Origin of the sequence: Campylobacter concisus, assembly GCF_002913715.1 — a bacterium.
GTDB lineage: Bacteria > Campylobacterota > Campylobacteria > Campylobacterales > Campylobacteraceae > Campylobacter_A > Campylobacter_A concisus_AG.
The window spans coordinates 40,294-61,653 of sequence record NZ_PPCE01000006.1 but is presented as its reverse complement, the minus strand read 5'-3'; the positions used below and the strand labels follow the sequence as shown (position 1 = coordinate 61,653).

The following is a 21,360-nucleotide window of genomic DNA, read 5'->3' as shown; positions in this document are numbered from 1 at the left end:
TTAAGATTTCATCAAGCACCTTATTAGCCAAAATTTTGTAAAATCCACTCATTAAAAAAGGATAAAAAATGAGTGAAAATTCTAGCTTTACGCACCTACATTTACACACCGAATACTCCCTACTTGACGGAGCGAACAAGATAAAAGAGCTAGTTCATGTGCTTCATGATAGAGGCGACACAGCAGCGGCGATTACTGATCACGGCAATATGTTTGGAGCGATAGATTTTTACAAAGCGATGAAAAAAGAGGGGATAAAACCACTAATTGGCATCGAAGCTTACGTGCATAACGGCGAGCAGCTTGACGACAAGAGCACCAAACAGCGCTTTCACCTCATCCTAATCGCCAAAAACGAGACCGGCTATAAAAATCTGATGTATCTTAGCTCCATGAGCTACATCGAGGGCTTTTACTACTATCCTCGTATCAATAAAAAAATCTTAAAAGAGCATAGCGAGGGCCTAGTTTGCAGCTCAGCGTGCTTGCAGGGCGAGGTGAGCTGGCATTTAAATTTAAGCGATCGCAATGTGAAATTTGGCGCAAAGGGCTACGAGAGAGCAAAAGAGGTCGCACTTGAATATAAAGAAATTTTTGGAGATGACTTTTATCTTGAGATCATGCGTCACGGCATCGGCGATCAAAAACGCATTGATGATGATATTTTACGCATCGCTAAAGAGACTGGCATAAAGGTTATCGCTACAAACGATACTCACTACACTTTTAAAGAGCGAGCCGACGCACATGAGGTTTTTATGTGTATCGCGATGAACAAAACTTTAGATGATCCAAACCGACTTCGCCACAGCGTTCATGAGTTTTTTGTTAAAAGCAAAGAGCAGATGAGTGAGCTATTTTTAGATATCCCTGAAGTGATAGAAAATACCCAAGAGATCGTGGATAAGTGCAACCTTGAGATCAAGCTTGGCAACCCAACTCCGCCAAATTTTAAATTTACACTTGAGTATGCTAAAGAGAGAAATTTAACACTTCCAGAGCCAGAAAATAGATATAGCTTTAAAAATGATGCTGTATTTTTTGAATATGAATGTAGAAAAGGTCTTGAAGAGAGGCTAAAATTTGTCCCTGAAAATTTACATGACGAATACAAAAAGCGTCTTGAGATAGAGATTGGCATAATTAATAAAATGAATTTCCCAGGCTATATGATGATCGTTTGGGACTTCATAAATGAGGCCAAAAGTAGAGGTGTGCCAGTTGGCCCAGGACGTGGTTCCGCGGCTGGTAGCTTGGTCGCTTACTCGCTAAAGATCACCGACCTTGACCCGATCCCATACAACCTACTTTTTGAGAGATTTCTAAACCCAGAGCGTGTTAGCATGCCAGATATCGACGTGGATTTTTGTCAAAGTAGGCGTGGCGAGATAATTGACTATGTTACGCAAAAATATGGAAAATTTAACGTTGCTGGCGTTATTACATTTGGTAAATTGCTTGCAAAGGGTGTCATTAGGGATGTTGCTAGGGTTTGTGATATGCCTTACGCCGAAGCCGATGCGATGGCAAAGTTAATACCTGATGAACTAGGCATTACACTAAAAGATGCTTATGAAAAAGAGCCAAAGATAGCTGAGCTAATAAACCAAAATCCAAAGGCAGCTAAAATTTGGAAATTTGCACTTGATCTTGAGGGGCTAAATAGAAATGCCGGTCAGCACGCAGCAGGTGTCGTTATCTCAAATGAGGAGCTGTGGAACAAAACTCCGCTATTTCGCCAGCCAAATAGCCCAGAAGATCGATATGTTACGCAGTATAGCCTTAAATATCTTGAGGATGTGGATTTAATTAAATTTGACTTTCTTGGACTAAAAACACTAACAGTTATCGATAATGCCATAAAGCTCGTTAAACAACGAACTGGCAAGGATATTATTTGGGAGCAGATCGATAAAAACGATTCTAATGTTTATAAAATGATACAAAGCGGCCAAGCGATAGGAATTTTCCAAATCGAGGGCGAGGGCATGAGAAAGCTAGGAACTAGCTTGCGTCCAGACTGCTTTGAGGATATCGTCGCGATGCTAGCGCTCTACCGCCCAGGACCTATGGAGAGTGGCATGCTTGATGACTTTGTCAAAAGAAAACATGGCGAGGCAGAGATAACCTACTCATTTAAAGAGCTTGAACCAATCCTTGCGCCAACATACGGCGTCATCGTCTATCAAGAGCAAGTTATGCAAATCGTTCAAGCCATAGGCGGCTTTAGCCTTGGCGGGGCGGACCTTGTACGCCGTGCGATGGGTAAAAAGATCAAAGAAGAGATGGATAGGCTAAAGGGTGAGTTTGTAAAAGGTGCTGAGGCAAAAGGGCTAAATGGACAAAAAGCAGACGATCTTTTCGAGCTAATTGTAAAATTTGCAGGATATGGCTTTAATAAATCTCACTCCGCAGCTTACGCCTACGTCACATTTCAGACGGCTTATCTTAAGGCTTATTACCCGGCTGAATTTATGGCCGCACTTCTTACGAGCGAAGAGAGCAACGTCGATAAGATCGTTCGCTATATCGATGAGATAAAGCGTATAAATATAGATACTTTACCGCCATCTATCAACAAATCAACTAAAGAATTTAGCGTCGTTAAAAATGAGGGTCACGATGGCATTATCTTTGGGCTTGGCGCGATTAAAGGTGTTGGCGGAGCGGCTATTGAAAACATTATCACTGAGCGTGAAGCAAATGGCGAGTTTAAGAGTATGGATGACTTTGTCTCAAGGATCGATCCATTTAAAGTAAATAAAAAGGTCTTTGAAAGTCTCATAAAAGCTGGTTGCTTTGATGAGTTTGGCTTTAGTCGTAAGATGCTTATGCAAAATGTAGAAAATATCATAGAAGCTTGCAAGAGTGCTGCTCAGATCCGTAAAAATGCAGTTGAGAGTTTATTTGGCGAAGATGAGAGCATGAACGATGTGAAGATAAATTTTGTCACGATAAATGACGAATTTGACATCAAGCAAATTTTAAAATTTGAGCAAGAGAGCGTTGGTATCTACCTCTCAGGCCACCCGCTTGATGATTATAAAGACGAGATCAACAAGATAAAATATACTCTAAGCTCAGAATTTGAGAGCTTGCCACAAAGTGCTGAAATTTTAGTCGTTGGTAAGATCGAAGACTTTAGCACAAGGATAACCAAAAGTGGCAAGAAAATGGGCACTATAAATGTGCTTGATTTTCACGGAAATATCGAGATCGCAGTCTTTGAAAGAGAGCTTGGTAACATCGAAGATATCGTAAAGGACGAGGCAAAACGCGACCTGCCTTATGCTTTTAGGATAAATATCACAAAAGATGATCAATTTGTAAGGACAAATTTAAACGAGGTTTATAGCCTAGAAGATGCACAAAATTTAGACTTTAAGACAAGAAAACTAAAACAAAACTCTAAATTTTCTAAAAATGAAGAAGCTAGCACGCCTCAAAGAGCAAGAGAATATGCCGAGCTAGAGGTGCTTTTATGCCTTAGTGAGCTTAGCAAAGATAAGATAACTAGCCTTTATAATCTTGGCTATAACGAACATATAAAAAGTGGCACAAACAATGATAAACGTCTTGTTATTAAGATAAAAAATGAAAATACGGCTCAAATTTTTGTCTATAAGACAAAATTTGTTGTAAATGACAGCTTTAAAGAAAAAGCACTTCAAGCAATAGCTTGCTAATGCCTAAAGAAGCGATGTTTTTAGATAAGCTTAGCGTAGATAAAAGTAACTGGAGCGAGCTTTTTAGCGCATGTGTTGGCAAAGCGACATTACTTCAAAAACGTGCATTTAAGCTGCTTGTTGAAGGTAGCAACTGGCAGGTTGATTTTGATAGTGGTAAAATTTACTTTGATGGGTGTGAGTTTGACATGCAGTTTATTGGCTCTGAGAGCTTCTCGTCAAATACGTGGCTTTGGGGTTATGAAAATATAAATGGCTTTGATGAGCGGTTGCTCGAGCTTGCAAATAAAGCACGTGAGTTTGGCGAGAAATTTGGACTTAGTGCATTTAGCACGCCACGATTTGATCTAGATGAAAATTTTAATGGTCACACGATTAGTATGATACTTTGTACCGCTTTTGATGAGCAAAATTATTATAGGATAGAGTACGAGGGCGGAGCGGCGTATGTGGCTTTTAGATCAGATGTGGTCTTTGAGGAGCCAGTGCTAGCAAATGAGCTTTTGAGCATAGTAAATGAGTGTATAAGTAGCTACGAGCTAGATCACAAAATCTTTATAAAAGGACTTTTGCTAAGCTGTGATATAAAATTTAGCGAAAGTCCTAATGAAATCGTATCGGATAAATACGAGCTTAGCTTTAAATTTGACGAGCTAAATAGGCTCATAAATATTTCAAGTAAGCTTTAAAATTTAATACTCTTTACCACATCAGCGCCAAGTGCTAGCTTCATATGAAGAGAAAACATCTCGTGGTAAAAGTCGCCATTGTGTCCTGGTATATCGTACGTTTGCGTAAGATCAAACGGCACGATAACTCTTGATTTTTTATTGTATTCATTGGCTCGTAGTTTAAGATAGCTAACACACTGATAAACGCACATATCAGTACAATCCCCGGTGACTATAAAGGTGTCTAGCTCCGGATGCTCTTCTAAAAATTTCTCAAATTCTTTATTAAATGCGATGCTTAAAGAGTTTTTATAAAATGTCTTGAACTCTTTAAAAAAGCTTAGATTTTCTATCTCTTTTACGGTTTTTATCTCATTTGTATCAAGTATGGCATGTGGCAGAAAATTCTCAAATTCTTTTGAATCACTGGTGTGCCTATCTTCTATAAGGATAAAATTTCTAAAGCCAAAATCTTTCCACGCTCTATCAAAAAGTGTTGCGATCCCTTTTGATAAGGCTGCTACTCTTTGACTAGCGAGCGCACCACTTCCAGCAAAAGCCTCTATCATATCGATACAGATAAATGCAACGTTTTTTGCTCCATCGTTTGAAATTTCTCTTAAATCAAGCGTTTGAAGAGATTTTTTAAAAGCCTCAAGTTCGTTTTGTATGTTCATTCTTTCTCCTTTATTGGTAAATTTATGCAAAATGTTTTTGGATTTAGTGTGATCTCGATACTGCCTTTGTGAGCCTCTATGATCTGCAAGCAAAGGTGTAGTCCAAGGCCGTTTCCTTTTAGCTTGCTACTTTTAAATGGCTCAAAGACTATGGCTTTGTCTTTGATAGGCTCGCCACTATCGTAAATGATAAATTTATGCTCACTCGGTGTTTTTTCGTAGCTTAAAATGATCTCTCCTTCATCATCATCGCTCTCTTCGATGGCATCAATGGCGTTAAATAAAATATTTTGAAAGACGATGGCTAGTAGATCAAGGTCGCCCATATATTTGCCATCTGGAAATTCTAGGCTAAATTTAATATCCTTTGAATAGTCGTAAAAATTTATAGCCTCTTCGCACTCTTTTTTAAGCTGCGAAAAGTCAAAAATTTGCGCATTTATATTAAGCCCCTTTGTAAAAAGCAGTGTAGCTTTTATTATGCGTTCGACTCGCCATGTAGCTTTTTGTATTTGATTTACGATAGGCTGTATGCGCTCATCAGCTCTTTTAAGTAGTGTTGATGCTAAAAGCGAGATAGAGCCTACCGGATTTCTGATCTCGTGGGCTAGGTGAGCTGCTACTTGGCCCATAGAGGCAAGACGCTCGGTGCGTTTTTCTACTGTTATGTTTGTTGCAGAGATTATTAGTTTATTATCTTTAGAGCTTGTTTTAAAAAGATAAATTTGCCCATCTACATTTATCTCGCCCTCTTTTTTTGGTATCTCTTTAAAAATTTTACCAAGTCTTACTGCTTCTGAGTTTTGTAAAAAGATCTCATCATTTTCATCTAACACCCAGATAGCATTTGGCAGAATTTCCACAATATCTTTAATGAAATTTTGCAAGTTTGCGTAAGATGATGTTAAATTTTTATATTCGTTTTCTATTAGATAAGTCTGCTCTATCAGGCTTTTTAAACCAGCTTGGATATCGTGTTCGTTCATTTTAAAAGTTCCTCAAAATCGCTAATTTCATAAAGCCTTAGCCTTTCATCCTTTAGATTTCTTAGCTCGCTACTAAATCCACTCTTTGAAAAAAGAGCAATAATATCTGGCCTGATATTTAGTTTTTCGCATTTTTTTAATAGTAAATTTAGCACGTTTTTACAAACCTTTCTCTCTTTGTATTTTGCCTCGCCGACTATGATCTTGCCGCCTATATTTAATAGCATATCAAGCTCTATATTTCTGCTCCAAAAGCTACTTAAAAATATGCCATTAATCAGAAATTTTTTTGCCATTAGCTCACCGCATAAAATTTCAAATCCAAGGCTTGCATATTCGTCAAATTCCTTTTTTATAATGGCTAAAATTTCATCATTTTTACCAGCTTTTAGCAAGCTTAAATTTGGCTCTATAAATCTAAACCAAAACCTTGAGAAATGGCTATTAAAATGTATTTTATCCTCAACTTTATAGCCCCTTTCTTCTTTTTTTAGCATTTGGTTTTTTGATCTTTTTGGAAGTACTTCTCTACTTTTTTCTAGTAGTAAAAAATTCTTTTCAAAAAGCTTTGCATAGACTTTGCTAGCTAGGCTTTGAGGTAAAATTTTATTTACATTAAATTTTTTTCTATCACTTCGTGCGAGTTTTATGAGGGCAGATTTTATAGCATCGTTTGTATCTGATTCGAAGTAAAATTTTGGCATCAAGGCTAAGAAGTTGTTTAAAATTTCAGCCTCGATCGCTTCAAAAACATCATAATATGAGTGCTTTAAATCAAACTCATCAAAGACGAGATGAAATTTAATAAGTTCATTTATATCAAGGTGTTTCATTCGCTCAAATGTTGATTTTAAAGCTTTTATATTGGCTCCTTTATTTGGGTATTGTAGTATATTTTAGCTAAAGTAATCTATAATGCTACGCAAAAAACAAGGGTTATGATTTGGTAAATTTAGAGCACATTAGAGAAAATATAATTTTAAAAAATGGTATTTATTATTTTGATTTTACAGCTTCAGGACTAGCTTATAAACCTATCGAAGATGAGATGGCAAAAATACTCCAAACATACGCAAATACGCACTCTATCAGCTCATCAAATGCCTATAAAACCGCTCAAATTTATGAAGACTCAAGACGTGAATTAAAAAGCTTACTAGGACTTGATGAGAGCTTTTATCTTTTTACTTGTGGCAATGGAGCTACCGGTGCGATAAAGAAATTTCAAGAAATTTTAGGAATTTATGCACCACCAGCACTCAAAAAAAGATATGCATTAAAGCCAGATGAAAATTCTCCGCTCGTAGTACTTGGCCCTTATGAGCACCATTCAAATGAGATAAGCTTTAGACAGGCACTTTGTGAGGTTGAGCGTATCAGGCTTGATAAAAATGGAGGGATCGACTTTAATCATTTGGAGCAAATTTTAAGGATAAATGTCGGTCGTGAGATCATCGCAACTTTTAGTGTGGCTTCAAATGTGACTGGGGTTTTGAGCGATTACAGAAAAATTTACACTCTTATAAAATCTTATGGTGGCGTTGTAGCATTTGATGCTGCAAGTTTTAGCGCATATGGAAATATCGATTGTGACTATTTTGATGCTCTTTTTTTATCTCCTCATAAATTGCTTGGTGGAGTAGGAAGTTGTGGGCTTCTTGCTATAAAAAAGATACTCGCAAACTCAGATGAGCCGACATTTGCTGGTGGTGGAACAGTAAGTTATGTTAGCAAAAACTATGCTATATTTGTAAAAGATAGTGAACAGCTAGAAGAGGCTGGCACTCCTCCTATTTTAGGTCTTATAAGGGCAAATTTAGCTTATAGGCTAAGAAATGAGATAGGATTTGAGGCAATATATGAAAATGAGAGCGAGCTTGGAGAGTATTTTGAGAAAAGACTAGCAGAAATTCCTGAGCTTACGTGCTATCATCCAAATAATATAAAGCGTTTGCCGATATTTTCTTTTAATGTGACTGGTGTTTCACCTTATGAATTAGCCAAAGTTTTAAGCAAAGAATATGGCATTCAAACGCGTGCAGGATGTTCTTGTGCTGGGCCATATGGACATGATTTGCTTCATTTAAAAGAAGATGCACTATTTACCCATAAGCCAGGCTGGGTAAGGGCTGGACTCCACTATACGCATACGCTACAAGACGTGGATTATTTAGTAGATGCATTAAAAAATAGCATTAAGAAGTATTCAAGCATTTGGAAGGTCGATGATCCTTTTAGTGTTGATAAAATTTCAGGTTGTATGGGAGATAGATGAAAAATATATTAATCATTGCAGGAAGTGATAGTGTTGGTGGTGCTGGCGTGCAGACTGATATTAAGACATGCGAGGCGTTTTCTTGCTACGCAGCGACGGCTATTACGGCTCTTACGGCACAAAATACAAATGGTGTTAGCAATATCTTTGCTACAAATGTTACAAATCTAAATGAACAGATCAAAATGGTAGACGAAGAGCTGAACATAGATGCCATAAAGGTTGGTATGCTTTTTAATAAAGAGCTTATATCTTGCGTTGGTTCTTGGCTTGAAAAATTTCATAAGCAAGGCATTAAAATAGTAATAGACCCAGTTTGCGTAGCAAAATCAGGCTCAAAGCTTCTCGAGGATGACGCGATAGCAAGCTTAAAAGAGCTTTTTAAATTTGCAGACATTATCACGCCAAATATCGATGAAGCCAAAGTTTTGGAACTTGATAGCAAAAATTTACCTTGCGATATGATCTTAAAGCGAAGCGTGGTTGCAGAAATTTGTGAAGATACTCTTTTTAAAAAAAATGGTGACGTGCTTAAATTTAAAGAGCCACTAATAAAACCAGAAATCATGCATGGGGCTGGATGTAGCTTTGCGAGTGCGCTGGCTTGCTTGCTGGCAAATGGACACACCAAAGAAGAGGCCATAAAACTAGCCAAAAAATACATTTTAAATGCTATTAAAAATGCAATTACGACAAAATTTGGCAAACGTCTACTAAATCATAAAGTTGGCATAAGTGATTGAAATTTATGCGATTAGCGACGATGTGTTGATGCCTGAAAATTTAGCCTTGCAATACACTAAAGAAATTTTAGAGTGTGGGGTGAAATTTTTTCAATTTCGCTCTAAAAAAATACCCAAAGACAAGAGGCTGGCTAGTGAAATTTTCAATCTATGCGAAAAATTTGGAGCAAGATTTATCGTAAATGATGATATTTTATTCGCTGCTCATATAGGGGCAAAGTCCGTGCATTTGGGAAAAGATGATGCGAGTATAAAAGAAGCATTTGAAATTTTAGGAGATGATGCTTACGTGGGAGTTAGCTGCTATGATAGCTTAGAGCTTGCCCTTAGGGCAAAACAAAATGGTGCTAGCTATGTGGCTTTTGGAGCGATGTTTAAAAGCCCAACAAAACCAAATGCGCTACTTTGCAAGGCTCAAACCATATCACAAGCAAAAGAAATGGGAATGAATGTATGTGTCATAGGGGGCATAAATGCTAGCAACATTGCAAGTGTCGCTAGAGTAAAACCAGACATGGTCGCCTTAATATCCGCTATCTATAAAGATGGCACGATAAAGAAAAATATAGAAAATTTACAAAGAAATTTATTGCTTTAAAAGATGCTTACTTTGCAAGTTTTTTTTATGAAAATTTCATTATAATCCCTGCTTTAAAAAAAGGAAAACATTGCTAAATATCGATGAAGTAAGAAAAAATATCATTTTAAAAGAGGGCCTTTACTATTTTGACTACACAGCTTCAGGTCTTGCTTACAAGCCCATCGAAGATGAAATTTTAAAATTTTTAAAAACCTACGCAAACACTCACTCAGATAGTAGTTCAAGCGCTGTGCTAACGCAAAAATACTATGAAAACGCAAGAGCTGAGCTAAAAAGCTTATTAGGCCTTGATGATAGTTTTTATCTTATTGCGACTGGTCAAGGAGCAACGGCTGCGATAAAGAAATTTCAGGAGATAATGGGAATTTATATCTCACCAGCTACAAGAGCTTTGATAGGCGAAGCAAATTTAAGGAATTTAAACTTGCCACTAGCGATCATTGGCCCTTATGAGCATCACTCCGTTGAAGTTAGCTTAAGAGAAGGGCTTTGTGATATAAAACGCATAGAGCTTGATGAAAATAATGAGATAGACTATGCGATGCTTGAGAATACATTAAAGCAAAATGCAAAAAGAAAGATAATAGCTAGCTTTAGTGCCGCCTCAAACGTCACTGGCGTTAAAACTAATTATAAAAAAATTTACTCGCTGATTAAAAAATATGATGGCATTTTAGCACTTGACGTGGCTACTCTTAGTGCTTATGAAAATGTTGATTGCAGATATTTTGACGCACTGTTTCTCTCGCCTCACAAGCTACTTGGCGGAGTTGGGAGTTGTGGGCTTTTGGCTATCAAAAAAGAGCTTTGTAAAAATTTGCCTACATTTGCAGCAGGAGGCACAGTCAAGTACGTAAGCAGGACATCGCATATTTTTACTAATGAAGTTGAAAATTTAGAAGAGGGCGGCACGCCACCGATAATGCAGCTAATGCGTGCAAATTTAGCCTACAAACTAAGAAATGAGATCGGACTTAATAATATAAAAGAGGCTGAATGTGAGCTAGGCGAGATGTTTTGCAAAGAACTAGAAAAGATAGATGAGGCGATAAATTATTGTCCTGAAAATTTAGACAGATTGCCTATTTTTGCATTTAATGTAAAAGGCGTTTCACCTTATGATTTTGCTGCGAGCCTAAGTAGTGATTTTGGTATACAAACGCGTGCAGGCTGTGATTGCGCTGGGCCGTATGGACATGATCTGCTTAATTTAAAAGATAATACCATTTTTGAAGCAAAACCTGGCTGGGTACGTGTTAGCATTCACTATACGCATACAAAAGAGGATATAAAATATCTTATAAATGCTATAAAATCTTGCATCAAAAAGCACAAAGAAGGATAGAGCAAAAACTATATGCTTGATATTTGCGGAGAAAATTTTAGAAGTGAATTTTTATAAAGCTATAAGTTCTATCAAATCTAAAAGTTAGCAAATTTTGCAAAATCCCAAAAAGCACCATAAATGTAACAAAGCTGCTTCCGCCGTAACTAAAAAATGGCAGTGGTACGCCCACAACTGGTGCAAAACCTATCGTCATCGAGACATTTACACCCACATAAACGAAAATAAGTGCAGCAATCCCCGTGGTGGTAACTTGTGTAAAATAGTCGTTTTTTAGGCCGTAATTTAAGCTTAAAAGATGCGTTATAAGTGCTCCATAAAGCCCAAGCAAAAACAATCCACCATAAAAGCCAAAACGCTCGATATTGTAGGCAAAGATAAAGTCACTAGTGGCGATTGGCAAAAATTTAAAGTGCGTCTGCGTTGCTTCGTCCTTTGGCTTGCCTTTGAGTCCGCCGCTACCTATGGCGATGATACTTTGTTTGACGTGATAGCTTGGTTCTTCAGCGATGAAATCGTGAATCCTCTTTTTTTGATAGTCATGTAAATTTTCATACAAAACCGGCGCCAAAAAGCCTATCGCAAGGATGATGGTTATCCAAATTTTTTTATTTACGCCGATTACAAAAAGGATGGTGTAGCCAACTATTAAAAGTATTAGCGCAGTGCCAAGATCAGGCTCTTTCATGATGAGCACAAATGGCAAAAGTATATAAAAACTAAGTCTTAAAAAATCTTTTACTCCGTATCCATTAGCTTCTGGAGGACGCTGTTTAATGAGATAGGCTAGCATTAGCAAAAAGGCTGGCTTCATAAGCTCTGATGGCTGAAGTGTGAAGTGAACGAAGGGAATTTCTAGCCAGCGCCTAGCTCCTAGTTTGCTAACGCCAAAGAGATCAACGCTTAAAAGTAGCACGATGCAGACCCAGTAAAACATCGGAATGATCCAGTCGATACGCCTAATGGGCAGTAAAAATGCTACACAAAATGATGCAAAACCTATGCCAAAATATATAAGCTGTTTGTTTGCTAAAATGTCGTTTGCCTCGGAAACTAGGATGTATGAAATTATGATGATTGGGATTATTAAAAACGGCTGAATAAAATCAAAATGTGTTAAAATACGCCGATCTAGTTTTATCAAGAAGCAAACCTTAATTTTTGGGCTAGATTATATCACAAACAAGGCTTTGATTTTGGTTAAATTTAATGTTTTAAATAGCTCAAGACTCGACGTTGCAGTAGCACACGAGCTTCAAATTTCACGCAATCAAGCTTTAAATTTGATAAAAGACTCCCTTGTAAGAGTAAATTTAAAACCAGTCTCAAAACCAAGCTTTTTACTGAGCGAAAACGATGAAATTTGCGTAAATTTTGCCCCAAAAAAAGAGGTGCAAAACGAATACGAAGTAAATTTTGACATCCCGATCATCTACGAGGACGACGATCTCATAGTGCTAAACAAACCCCCTCAAATCGTCGTTCACCAAGCCCCAAGCGTCAAAGAGGCGACACTTGTTGAGTGGCTAAACAAAAAGGGCTTTATGCTCTCAAATTTAAACGGCGACGTAAGAGCTGGCATCGTCCACCGCCTAGATAAGGGCACGAGTGGCGCTATCGTCGTCGCTAAAAATAACTTCGCTCACGCAAAACTAAGCGAGCAGCTAAGCGATAAGAGCATGGGGCGAATTTATCTAGCGCTCACCGACTTGCCCCTAAAAGAGGATGTCATCATTGATAAGCCAATCGGCAGAAATCCAAACAACCGCCTAAAAAAAGCGATCGTTGCGGACGCTAAATTTGCAAAAAGTGCCTTCGTAAATTTGCTAAGCGAGGGCGGAGTAAATTTGATAGCGGCAAAGCTTTTTACAGGTAGGACGCATCAGATAAGAGTGCATCTTGCCAGCATAAATCGCCACATTTTAGGCGATGATTTATACGGATTTAAGAGCCAAGGCGATAAAATAAGCAGGGTTATGCTTCACGCTTATATGCTTTATTTTATCCATCCAAGAACTGGCAAAAAGGTGGAATTTATCGCAAAAACGTATGATGACTTTAACCAAATAATTTATAAAAAAATTCCCAAGGAGATTTTTGATGAAAAAATTTGCCCTACGCATATTGACACCATTTTTAGCAGCTTTCTTAGCGGGATGCGGCTCTAGCGTACCGACTCAGCAAAGTATGTCACTGCCTACGATTACAAGTTTAAAAACTATTTCAGATATGACAGAAGTTGGCTTCGAGTGGAATCCAGTAACCGATGAGAGCGTCGTTGGCTACTATCTTTACCGCTCAAATCCAAATGATGCAAACTCAAAAATGCAACTAGTTGCGAACATCAAAGACCGCTTTGCAACGCACTATGTGGACCGCAATCTAGCTCCAGAGACAACTTACTCATACCAAATGAGAACTTACTCAAGTAATGCCATCTCTCAACCGGGCACGATCGCAACAGCAACTACAAAGCCACTGCTTGACTCAGTACCGTTTTCGCAAGCTATTACAGGGCTTCCAGGACGTGTAAAAGTGATCTGGAGACCACATCCTGATAGCACCGTGGCAAGCTATATTATTCAAAGAAGTGATGCAAGAGCTAATAAATTTAGCCAAATCGCAGAGGTAAATGGCAGACTAAATGCCGAATATATCGATACTGAGGTAAAACCTGGTAAGTCTTATGAGTATAGAATTTTAGTTAAAACTTCTTCAGGCGTTGTTTCAAAACCAAGCCAAAATATCAGTGCAACGACAAAGGAGTTACCCTAAATCAGTAACGAATCTTCAGGCAACAAAAAATGCGCCAAAGAAGATAATTTTAACTTGGGATTACGCGCCGGCTGAGGATTTTGCTTATTTTAAGGTTTATAGGACAGTAAGTAAAATTTTGCCTTACACATATCTGGCAAAAACGACTAGCAACACCTATGAGGATCTCATAAACACAAATGCAGCGACGAGGTATTACAGAGTCACAGCAGTCGATAAAGACGGCCTTGAGAGCTTAAAACAAGAAGAGCCAATTGTGGGGATAACACTTGGTGTGCCAAAGACTCCAAATATTAGCGCTAGCTACGATGGTAGCGGCGTAAATGTAAACTGGAGTGCAGTTGATAGAGCCAGTTCGTACACTGTTTATAGAAGTGGCGCAAGTGAGAAAATTTTTAGTGGCATAGATGGTACTGGACTTAGAGATGATGGCGTGCAAAAAGGAGCTAGCTATTCTTACAGCGTCGTAGCTATCGATGAGTACGGCATCGCCTCTGATAAGTCATCAAAAGCAGAAGTTAGCATAAAATAATGCCAAATTTCATCGCTTCGTCTTTAAAAGAGCTCTCGTTTCCATTTGGTAATGACAAAGTCAAATTTCTTTGGCAGGCAAATGGACGAAACGAGAGGCTCATCTACACAAAAAATGAAGAAGAGAGCTTTTTTCTAGTCGTAAAACCCGGTAAAAGCGGCATCGTCGTAAAAGGTGAAAAGCTTACAAAGCCAGCCAAAGTTGGTCTTTTACAAGAGGCACTGGAGCTTTTTAAGGAGCAAAATTGCAATGATGTAATCAGTCAAGCATTTGCTGTAAAAAAGACAAATTTAACCAAAAAAGTTAGTGAAATTTTAAGCCTTGAAGAGTTTGTGCCAGCTTTTTGCGAGCTAAAAGATAAATTTAAAGAGATTTTTATCGAGATCGGCTTTGGCTCCGGCAGACACTTGCTTTATCAAGCTAAAAACAACCCAAATGCCCTAGTTATCGGCATAGAGGTCTATAAGCCAAGCATTGAGCAAGTAGCAAAGCTAGCTAGGGCAAATGCCCTAGAAAATGTGCGTCTAATAAATACCGACGCAAGGCTCTTACTCTCGCTAGTTGGATCAAATTTAGTTGATAGAGTATTTTTGCACTTTCCAGTGCCATGGGATAAGGCCGAGCATAGGCGCGTGGTCTCGTCGGCATTTGCGCTTGAATGCGAGAGGATATTAAAAGTAGGCGGCAAATTTGAGCTAAGGACTGATAGCAAGGAGTATTGCGATTTTAGCTTGAGTAAATTTTTAGAGCCTACAAACTCAAAAATAGAAGCTTTCAAAAATAGAAATTTAGAGGTAACTAGCAAGTACGAAGACCGCTGGAGACGCCAAGATAAGGATATTTACGATGTTGTTTATACTTGTGAGGTCAAAAGTAGCGAGAGTGTTTTAGCTGGGGATTTTAGCTTTAAAGAAAAGACAAACGTAAAAAATATCATTAAAAATTTTAAAAATTTTATTATCAAAAAAGAAGATTATTTTTTACATTTTGAAGAAATTTACAACATAAACGAGGGTGAAATTTTGCTAAAAGTTGCTTTTGGAGCATTTAATAAACCTGAGCAATGTTTTATCAAAATAAGCGATGAAAAAAGCGAATATTTTATAAGAAAACCGATCTTAATTCGTGAGAATTTAGCAGCGCACGAGCTTTTGAAGGAGTATTTGGCTGATGCAAGAGATAATTAGTGCAAGGAATTTGAGCCTAGCTTATGAACGCGATGAAATCGTAATTAATAGCGTCAATTTAGATATTTATGCAAATGATTTTGTCTTTATCACAGGCAAGAGTGGAAGTGGAAAAAGCACACTTTTAAAATCATTTTATGGAGAAATTTCACCTCTTGCTGGAGAGCTAAATGTCTGCATGACACAAATGGACGACATCGATGATAAAAGACTTTGTGAGCTTAGGCAGCGAGTTGGCATTATATTTCAAAATTATCGCTTGATAAATGAATGGAATGTGGAAAGAAACGTCATGTTGCCCCTTATCATCAAAGGCATCAATCAAAATGTGAGTAAAAAGCAAGTGGCTAAACTTTTAAAACATGTAAATATGCTTCATAAAGCTGACAAATATCCAATGGAGCTAAGCGGTGGTGAGCAGCAAAGAGTAGCGATGGCAAGGGCTCTAGCGCACAATCCAAATTTGCTCTTATGCGACGAGCCAACTGGAAATTTAGACGAATACTCAAGCGACGTCATCTGGTCGCTTTTAAAATCAGCTAGGGAATTTTTAGGCACAAGCGTCGTTGTGGTGACTCATCACATTCCCTCAACGCTTCGTATCCCGTACCGTCACTTCGTCATAGAAAATGGAGGCGTGCATGAGATCGCTTAAAAATCATCTTGGATTCATCCTGCCGCTAATCGCACTTTTGTTTTCCGTGCAGTTTAGTCTAACTGCCGATAAGATTGTGAGAGATTATGAAAGACTCATGGGAAATGACTACAACATCGTCATAGTTTCAAGTAAAGAGCTTAGCGATACCATTTTAAAGCCAGTGGTTAGCACTCTATCTAGCCTCGAGCCACTAAGCCCACAAAAGATCATCGACCGCCTATCAAATGACATCTCTGCTAAAAATTTATCCATACTGCAAAATGCGCTACCTAAATTTTACTCACTAAAACTTAGTGAATTTCCGACACCGCAGTACATGGATGAGCTAAAGCAAAAACTTTTAAAATTTGATGGCATCACAAAGGTCGAGACATTTTCAAAGACTCACGATAAGGTCTTTAAAATACTAAATTTAGCCAAAAGTATATCGTATGCTTTTATGGCGATACTTTGTGTGGTTGGACTTATGCTTATGCTAAAGCAGGCTAAAATTTGGCTGTTTGAGCATAGGGAGCGCATCGAGATTATGACGCTTTTTGGAGCACCATTTTGGCTAAAATCAGCCATGCTTTACAAATCGGCTATGGTTGATAGCCTAGTTGCTACCGTTGCAGTTGGTGCATTTTTCTTTTTCTTGCCTAGTATTGAAATTTTTAGAGAAAATGCTGTAAGCATCGATGTAGTTTTGCCTAGCCTTGATCCTTCAAGGGATATTTTTATTTTATTTGGCGTGGCTATGTTTTTAAGCATTTTTGCTGTTAGTTTGGTGATGAGCAAGGCTAGAAAAAGCACGATATGAGAAAAGGAATTTTTACATTTTTGCTAGCTTTTAGCTTAGCTTTTGCGTCAAATACCAAAGAGAAGATCAAAGACTCCAAAAACTCGCTAAGATCGAGTCAAGCGATGAGCGAGCAGCTTAGTAAAAAGTTAGATGATTTGGCTGGTGATATCGTAAATGGCGAGAAAAAACTTCGCGGTATAAGTGGCGATATCACAAATTTAAAGGGTCAAATTTCAGTCCTTGAAACAAATGCTTCAAAGGCACTTCTTGAGCTTGATGATCTAACTAAGCAAAACAAAGAGCTAGAGCGCACACAAAAAGAGCTTGAGCAAAATATGATAAGGATCATCGCAGAAGATTTGTCGTTTGATCTTTTGATGTCTGCAACTGAGGACAAGCAAAGCGAGGAGAGCATCATCTCATCTCAAATTTTAACTAAGCTAAATGCTATTGCAAAAGAGGATTTTAAAAGACTTAGCCAGAACTATGAAGATACGATCGAAAAGATAAAAAATAAATCAAACAAAATAAGCGAGATAAACTCAAGCATCAAAAACTATAGACGCAAGCAAAGTGACTTGCAAAATTTAGAAAGTACACAAAAAAATACTATAAACGGACTAAAACGAGATAAAGAAATTTACAGCAAAAAGCTAGCCAAGCTTCAAGCCCAGCAGGATGAGCTAAGAAAGACGCTAGAGCAGCTCGCTATCATGCAAAAACAAGAGGATGAAGCCGCACGTGCTGCTAGAGAAAAACAAGAAAAAGCAACTGTAAGCAAAGGCGGTAAAAAAGGTGAGAAGAGTCAGCCAATGGGTGGAGGCTATCAAACAAGCTCAGTCAAAAAATATTCAGGTGCAAAGACAATCGCTCCTCTTGATAGCTACACCGTAAAGCAAAAATTTGGAAATTACGTCGATCCAATATATAACATCAAAATTTTTAACGAGTCAGTCACGCTTCGCTCAACCACGCCAGATGCCAAGGTCAAAAGCGTACTAAATGGCAAAGTGGTCTTTGCAAAAGCAACTCCGATGCTTGAAAATGTAGTCATCATCGAAAACGAAAATGGCATCCATACGATCTACGCTCACCTAAGTCAGATCGCACCGACTGTAAAAGTCGGCTCAGTCGTGCAAAAAGGCTATGTTATAGGCCGAGTTAGAAACGATCTAACCTTTGAAGTGACGCAAAGAAACTACCATATTGATCCACTTGAGATGATCTCAAAATAGCCGCTTTGCAAGTGCTATTAACTAAATTTAAAGCCTTTTTGGCTAGAATGCGTGAATTTTAAGGAGCAAGACAATGAGTAAAAGAAAACGCGTATTGGTTAAATTTTCAGGCGAAGCTTTAGCGGGAGAAAATGGTTTTGGTATAGATACGGCGGTGCTTAAATTTATAGCAAATGAGATAAAAGAGCTTGTCGAAAATGGTATCGAGGTTGGTATCGTGATAGGTGGTGGTAATATTATACGTGGTGTGAGTGCTGCAAAAGATGGCATCATCAAACGAACGAGCGGCGATCATATGGGCATGCTAGCAACTGTTATAAATTCGATCGCAATGCGTGAAGCTTTAGAACGAAGTGGGCTAGAGGTAAGAGTGCAAAGCGCGATCAAAATGGAAGCGATCTGTGAGACTTTCATCGTGGGACGTGCACAGCGCCATTTGGAAAAAGGCAGAGTCGTTATATTTGCTGCAGGTACTGGCAATCCATTCTTTACAACTGATACAGCAGCCACATTAAGAGCTATTGAAATTGGCTCAGATATGATCATAAAAGCTACAAAGGTTGATGGCGTTTATGATAAAGACCCGAAAAAATTCAAAGATGCAAAACTTTTAAAATCACTAAACTACGAAAAGGCAATGAGCGATGATATCAAGGTTATGGACGATACTGCCATAGCTTTAGCAAAAGATAACTCACTGCCGATCTTAGTTTGTAATATGTTTAAGGCTGGAAATTTATTAAAAATAATAAATGAAGAAGAAGCAGCCCTATACTCAGTAGTAAAATAAATTTTAAAAAGGATAAATATGAGAACAGAACAAATAACAGCAAGAGCGTTAAAACAAGTTGGTGATGATAGATATAAACTTTCACTTATCGTAGCAAAGCGTGCAGAAGCACTAGCAAATGGAGCAGTAGTACTTGTAGAAGCCGATACTTCAAAGATGAAATTTGCTGACATTGCGCTACTTGAAGTAGCTGAGGGCAAAATAGGCTTAGAGGCAATAGTTGAAGGAAAATAGTCTTTTTTTAGAGCAGCTAATAGAACAAATTTTACCTTGTAAAAATGTTTCAGAAGCTATAACGCTGCTCTTTTCTCTTTGTGAACGAAGCGAGAAATTAGATAAAGCTATAGATAGCTGTGTCACATCTCATGCTGGTCAATATCGCAAAAGTGGCGAGCCATACGCAATCCATCCTATCTTAGTAGCATCAATAGTAGCAAATATGGGTGGAGATGAGAGCATGGTCATAGCTGCACTACTTCACGATGTAGTTGAAGATACTGAAGTTACGCTTAGTGAAGTCCAGGCTGAATTTGGCGATGAAGTGGCAAAGCTGGTTGAGGGGCTTACAAAGATAGTTGCTATAAGAGAAAACAAGCTTGCAAGCTCAAGTAGTAACGAAAAACTAGCAAGTTCGGCGCTAACTTTTAGAAAAATGCTTTTAATCTCCATTGAGGATGTTAGAGTTCTTGTGGTTAAGCTTTGTGACAGGCTTCATAATATGCTAACCCTTGATGCATTAAAAGTAGAAAAACAAAAACGAATTGCTGAAGAGACGCTTATGGTCTATGCTCCGATCGCTCATAGGCTTGGAATTTCATCGATTAAAAATATACTTGAAGATCTAAGCTTTAAATATGCGATGCCAGAAGAATACGCCAAGATCGATAGCTTTTTAAATAAAAATAAGCAGCAGCTTAGCCTTAAACTAAATGCTTTTTACGAAAAAGTAAATCAAATTTTACTTGAAAATGGCTTTATTGAGGGTACTTTTGAGATTCAAAAACGTATAAAGCATTACTATTCTATTTATTTAAAAATGCAAAGAAAAGGTATTTCGATTGATGAGGTGCTTGATTTGCTAGCTATTAGAATTCTTGTGCAAAAACCGCTTGATTGCTATCTTGCGCTTGGGAATTTGCATATAAATTTTAATCCTCTTATTTCGAGATTTAAGGATTATATTGCACTTCCAAAGCAAAATGGCTATCAAACGATACATACAACTATTTTTGATAATAAGAGTATTTTTGAGGCACAAGTTCGTACTTACGATATGCACAAAACCGCTGAATACGGTGTTGCAGCTCATTGGAAGTACAAAAATGGTGAGGGCAGTTTACTTAATCCAAAACTTGACTGGCTAAACGACATTGGTATGCAAAACAATGAAGCTGAAAGTAACGTCGAAGAGCTTTATGAATATGCAAAAGATAGTCTTTATATAGAAGATATTGCGGTCTATTCGCCAAAAGGTGAGGTTTTTACACTTCCGCGCGGGGCTACTGCACTTGATTATGCTTATGAGATTCACACAGAGATCGGACTTTACGCAAAAGAAGCTTATATAAATCGCGTCAGGATGCCACTTTTAACAGAGCTAAAAAATGGCGATATTGTAAGGATCGTAACTGGTGAAGAGGCAAAATTTCGCTGTTCGTGGATAAATAGCGTTCGAACTGGTAAAGCAAGGGCTACGATAAGGACATACTGCAAGCAAAAGATAAAAGATATAAATTATAAAATTGCAGTTGATATTTTAAAGTCGGTTTTTGGCGTTTCGAAAGATAGAATTTTAGACTGGATAGAGCATGAAAATTTAGGCAAAAAAGTTTTTCGTGCTGCAACTGAAAGCGAATTTTTGCAAGAGGTCGTAAATATGCTTAAAAAGTATATAAAAAAAGAGCGTCCTTTTATGATCTCTTTGGGCGATAAATATCAGGTTAAAAAGCAAAAATTTGAAAATATCGTAATCTATTCAAATCATAAAATTTCAAATGTCGAGTTTGACTATTGTTGTAACCCAAAAAGAGGCGATAGTATAGTTGGCTTTAAAAATGGGCACAATGTGACAGTGCATCACAAACTTTGTGAGCGTGCTGGAAAGCTTATGGATAAGGGCAATGAGATCATCTTTGTCAAATGGACCAGAAATGCTCCACATAGATATAAAATTTTATTAAATCTTGAGAACCGAAAAGGCGCGTTGGCTGAATTTTTAACATATCTTGCTAGACTGGATGTAAATTTGGCTACAATCTCGCTAAACGAAGCAAATGACCTTAGCGGTGATACATTTGAAATAAGTGTTGAGATAGCCGAAAATATCGATGCAAACGAGCTAAAAGAGAAGATTAAAGATAGATATAAGATTATAGATTTCGTTTCGCAAAGCGATCCATACCATAACTAGGAGAAAGA

20 protein-coding genes are annotated in these 21,360 nt (G+C 37.9%); 16 read left to right on the top strand and 4 right to left on the bottom strand.

Going from position 1 to position 21,360, the window contains the following annotated elements; translation table 11 throughout:
• Positions 1–68 precede the first annotated feature (68 nt).
• Positions 69–3,686, top strand: coding sequence for a DNA polymerase III subunit alpha (gene dnaE, locus CYO92_RS03290; RefSeq protein ID WP_103588367.1), 3,618 nt, complete (start codon positions 69–71; stop codon positions 3,684–3,686).
• Positions 3,686–4,375 (top strand): DUF6882 domain-containing protein, encoded by a 690-nt coding sequence (locus CYO92_RS03285; RefSeq protein ID WP_103588366.1) that lies wholly within the window; start codon positions 3,686–3,688, stop codon positions 4,373–4,375. Before dnaE ends, CYO92_RS03285 begins: the two co-directional genes overlap by 1 nt.
• Here CYO92_RS03285 and CYO92_RS03280 read toward each other — a convergent pair.
• From CYO92_RS03280 to CYO92_RS03270, 3 genes are read right to left on the bottom strand one after another with little or no spacing between them, the layout of a single operon-like run.
• Positions 4,372–5,034, bottom strand: coding sequence for a cysteine hydrolase family protein (locus CYO92_RS03280; protein WP_103588365.1), 663 nt, complete (start codon positions 5,032–5,034; stop codon positions 4,372–4,374). The two genes, CYO92_RS03285 and CYO92_RS03280, sit on opposite strands and share 4 nt — an antisense overlap.
• Positions 5,031–6,020 (bottom strand): sensor histidine kinase, encoded by a 990-nt coding sequence (locus tag CYO92_RS03275; RefSeq protein WP_103588364.1) that lies wholly within the window; start codon positions 6,018–6,020, stop codon positions 5,031–5,033. The genes CYO92_RS03280 and CYO92_RS03275 overlap by 4 nt, the downstream gene beginning before the upstream one ends.
• Entirely contained in the window at positions 6,017–6,853 is an 837-nt protein-coding gene (locus tag CYO92_RS03270) for a DUF234 domain-containing protein (protein WP_103588363.1), read from the bottom strand. Before CYO92_RS03270 ends, CYO92_RS03275 begins: the two co-directional genes overlap by 4 nt.
• 110 nt (positions 6,854–6,963) lie before the next feature.
• Here CYO92_RS03270 and CYO92_RS03265 point away from each other — a divergent pair, with 110 nt between their 5' ends.
• From CYO92_RS03265 to CYO92_RS03250, 4 genes are all read left to right on the top strand, one after another.
• Complete coding sequence (locus tag CYO92_RS03265; protein WP_103588362.1) at positions 6,964–8,295, top strand: aminotransferase class V-fold PLP-dependent enzyme; 1,332 nt, start codon at positions 6,964–6,966, stop codon at positions 8,293–8,295.
• The gene (locus tag CYO92_RS03260; protein WP_103588361.1) at positions 8,292–9,038 is read left to right on the top strand and encodes a hydroxymethylpyrimidine/phosphomethylpyrimidine kinase; all 747 of its coding nucleotides are present in this window, start codon (positions 8,292–8,294) and stop codon (positions 9,036–9,038) included. Before CYO92_RS03265 ends, CYO92_RS03260 begins: the two co-directional genes overlap by 4 nt.
• Positions 9,031–9,636 (top strand): thiamine phosphate synthase, encoded by a 606-nt coding sequence (gene thiE / locus CYO92_RS03255; RefSeq protein WP_103588360.1) that lies wholly within the window; start codon positions 9,031–9,033, stop codon positions 9,634–9,636. Before CYO92_RS03260 ends, thiE begins: the two co-directional genes overlap by 8 nt.
• A gap of 70 nt (positions 9,637–9,706) precedes the next feature.
• Positions 9,707–10,984: an aminotransferase class V-fold PLP-dependent enzyme gene (locus tag CYO92_RS03250; protein WP_103588359.1), complete on the top strand. Its 1,278-nt coding sequence runs from the start codon at positions 9,707–9,709 to the stop codon at positions 10,982–10,984.
• 37 nt (positions 10,985–11,021) lie between these two features.
• Here the strand turns inward: CYO92_RS03250 and CYO92_RS03245 are convergent, their stop codons facing one another.
• Positions 11,022–12,128: an FtsW/RodA/SpoVE family cell cycle protein gene (locus CYO92_RS03245; protein ID WP_103582246.1), complete on the bottom strand. Its 1,107-nt coding sequence runs from the start codon at positions 12,126–12,128 to the stop codon at positions 11,022–11,024.
• A 52-nt stretch (positions 12,129–12,180) separates the two neighbouring features.
• Between CYO92_RS03245 and CYO92_RS03240 the strand changes: the two genes are divergently transcribed.
• The 10 genes from CYO92_RS03240 (at position 12,181) to CYO92_RS03195 (ending at position 21,352) form a co-directional block, all read left to right on the top strand.
• Positions 12,181–13,152: an RluA family pseudouridine synthase gene (locus tag CYO92_RS03240; RefSeq protein ID WP_103588358.1), complete on the top strand. Its 972-nt coding sequence runs from the start codon at positions 12,181–12,183 to the stop codon at positions 13,150–13,152.
• On the top strand, positions 13,085–13,759 hold the full coding sequence (locus CYO92_RS03235; protein ID WP_180997833.1) for a fibronectin type III domain-containing protein: 675 nt from the start codon (positions 13,085–13,087) through the stop codon (positions 13,757–13,759). Before CYO92_RS03240 ends, CYO92_RS03235 begins: the two co-directional genes overlap by 68 nt.
• Positions 13,734–14,291 carry a fibronectin type III domain-containing protein gene (locus tag CYO92_RS03230; RefSeq protein WP_223315368.1) on the top strand — a complete coding sequence of 186 codons (558 nt, stop codon included), beginning with the start codon at positions 13,734–13,736 and terminating at the stop codon, positions 14,289–14,291. Before CYO92_RS03235 ends, CYO92_RS03230 begins: the two co-directional genes overlap by 26 nt.
• Complete coding sequence (trmB, locus tag CYO92_RS03225; protein ID WP_103588357.1) at positions 14,291–15,478, top strand: tRNA (guanosine(46)-N7)-methyltransferase TrmB; 1,188 nt, start codon at positions 14,291–14,293, stop codon at positions 15,476–15,478. The genes CYO92_RS03230 and trmB overlap by 1 nt, the downstream gene beginning before the upstream one ends.
• The gene (locus CYO92_RS03220) at positions 15,462–16,133 is read left to right on the top strand and encodes a cell division ATP-binding protein FtsE (RefSeq protein ID WP_084109431.1); all 672 of its coding nucleotides are present in this window, start codon (positions 15,462–15,464) and stop codon (positions 16,131–16,133) included. The genes trmB and CYO92_RS03220 overlap by 17 nt, the downstream gene beginning before the upstream one ends.
• A complete protein-coding gene (locus tag CYO92_RS03215) occupies positions 16,120–16,935 on the top strand; it encodes an FtsX-like permease family protein (protein ID WP_103588356.1) in 816 nt (271 codons plus the stop codon). Before CYO92_RS03220 ends, CYO92_RS03215 begins: the two co-directional genes overlap by 14 nt.
• Entirely contained in the window at positions 16,932–18,152 is a 1,221-nt protein-coding gene (locus CYO92_RS03210; protein WP_103588355.1) for a murein hydrolase activator EnvC family protein, read from the top strand. Before CYO92_RS03215 ends, CYO92_RS03210 begins: the two co-directional genes overlap by 4 nt.
• A gap of 73 nt (positions 18,153–18,225) precedes the next feature.
• Positions 18,226–18,942: a UMP kinase gene (gene pyrH, locus CYO92_RS03205; protein ID WP_054196984.1), complete on the top strand. Its 717-nt coding sequence runs from the start codon at positions 18,226–18,228 to the stop codon at positions 18,940–18,942.
• A gap of 18 nt (positions 18,943–18,960) precedes the next feature.
• Complete coding sequence (locus tag CYO92_RS03200) at positions 18,961–19,176, top strand: DNA-directed RNA polymerase subunit omega (RefSeq protein ID WP_021091717.1); 216 nt, start codon at positions 18,961–18,963, stop codon at positions 19,174–19,176.
• Positions 19,163–21,352: a RelA/SpoT family protein gene (locus tag CYO92_RS03195; RefSeq protein ID WP_103588354.1), complete on the top strand. Its 2,190-nt coding sequence runs from the start codon at positions 19,163–19,165 to the stop codon at positions 21,350–21,352. Before CYO92_RS03200 ends, CYO92_RS03195 begins: the two co-directional genes overlap by 14 nt.
• Positions 21,353–21,360 lie beyond the last annotated feature (8 nt).

What these genes read in the sequence shown, in the direction of transcription:
- CYO92_RS03200 (WP_021091717.1), top strand. Translation starts at nt 18,961, where the DNA reads ATGAGAACAGAACAAATAACAGCAAGAGCGTTAAAACAAGTTGGTGAT.
- CYO92_RS03280 (WP_103588365.1), bottom strand. Translation starts at nt 5,034, where the DNA reads ATGAACATACAAAACGAACTTGAGGCTTTTAAAAAATCTCTTCAAACG.
- CYO92_RS03260 (WP_103588361.1), top strand. Translation starts at nt 8,292, where the DNA reads ATGAAAAATATATTAATCATTGCAGGAAGTGATAGTGTTGGTGGTGCT.
- CYO92_RS03215 (WP_103588356.1), top strand. Translation starts at nt 16,120, where the DNA reads ATGAGATCGCTTAAAAATCATCTTGGATTCATCCTGCCGCTAATCGCA.
- trmB (WP_103588357.1), top strand. Translation starts at nt 14,291, where the DNA reads ATGCCAAATTTCATCGCTTCGTCTTTAAAAGAGCTCTCGTTTCCATTT.
- CYO92_RS03220 (WP_084109431.1), top strand. Translation starts at nt 15,462, where the DNA reads ATGCAAGAGATAATTAGTGCAAGGAATTTGAGCCTAGCTTATGAACGC.
- CYO92_RS03235 (WP_180997833.1), top strand. Translation starts at nt 13,085, where the DNA reads ATGAAAAAATTTGCCCTACGCATATTGACACCATTTTTAGCAGCTTTC.
- dnaE (WP_103588367.1), top strand. Translation starts at nt 69, where the DNA reads ATGAGTGAAAATTCTAGCTTTACGCACCTACATTTACACACCGAATAC.
- CYO92_RS03285 (WP_103588366.1), top strand. Translation starts at nt 3,686, where the DNA reads ATGCCTAAAGAAGCGATGTTTTTAGATAAGCTTAGCGTAGATAAAAGT.
- CYO92_RS03270 (WP_103588363.1), bottom strand. Translation starts at nt 6,853, where the DNA reads ATGAAACACCTTGATATAAATGAACTTATTAAATTTCATCTCGTCTTT.
- CYO92_RS03210 (WP_103588355.1), top strand. Translation starts at nt 16,932, where the DNA reads ATGAGAAAAGGAATTTTTACATTTTTGCTAGCTTTTAGCTTAGCTTTT.
- pyrH (WP_054196984.1), top strand. Translation starts at nt 18,226, where the DNA reads ATGAGTAAAAGAAAACGCGTATTGGTTAAATTTTCAGGCGAAGCTTTA.
- CYO92_RS03275 (WP_103588364.1), bottom strand. Translation starts at nt 6,020, where the DNA reads ATGAACGAACACGATATCCAAGCTGGTTTAAAAAGCCTGATAGAGCAG.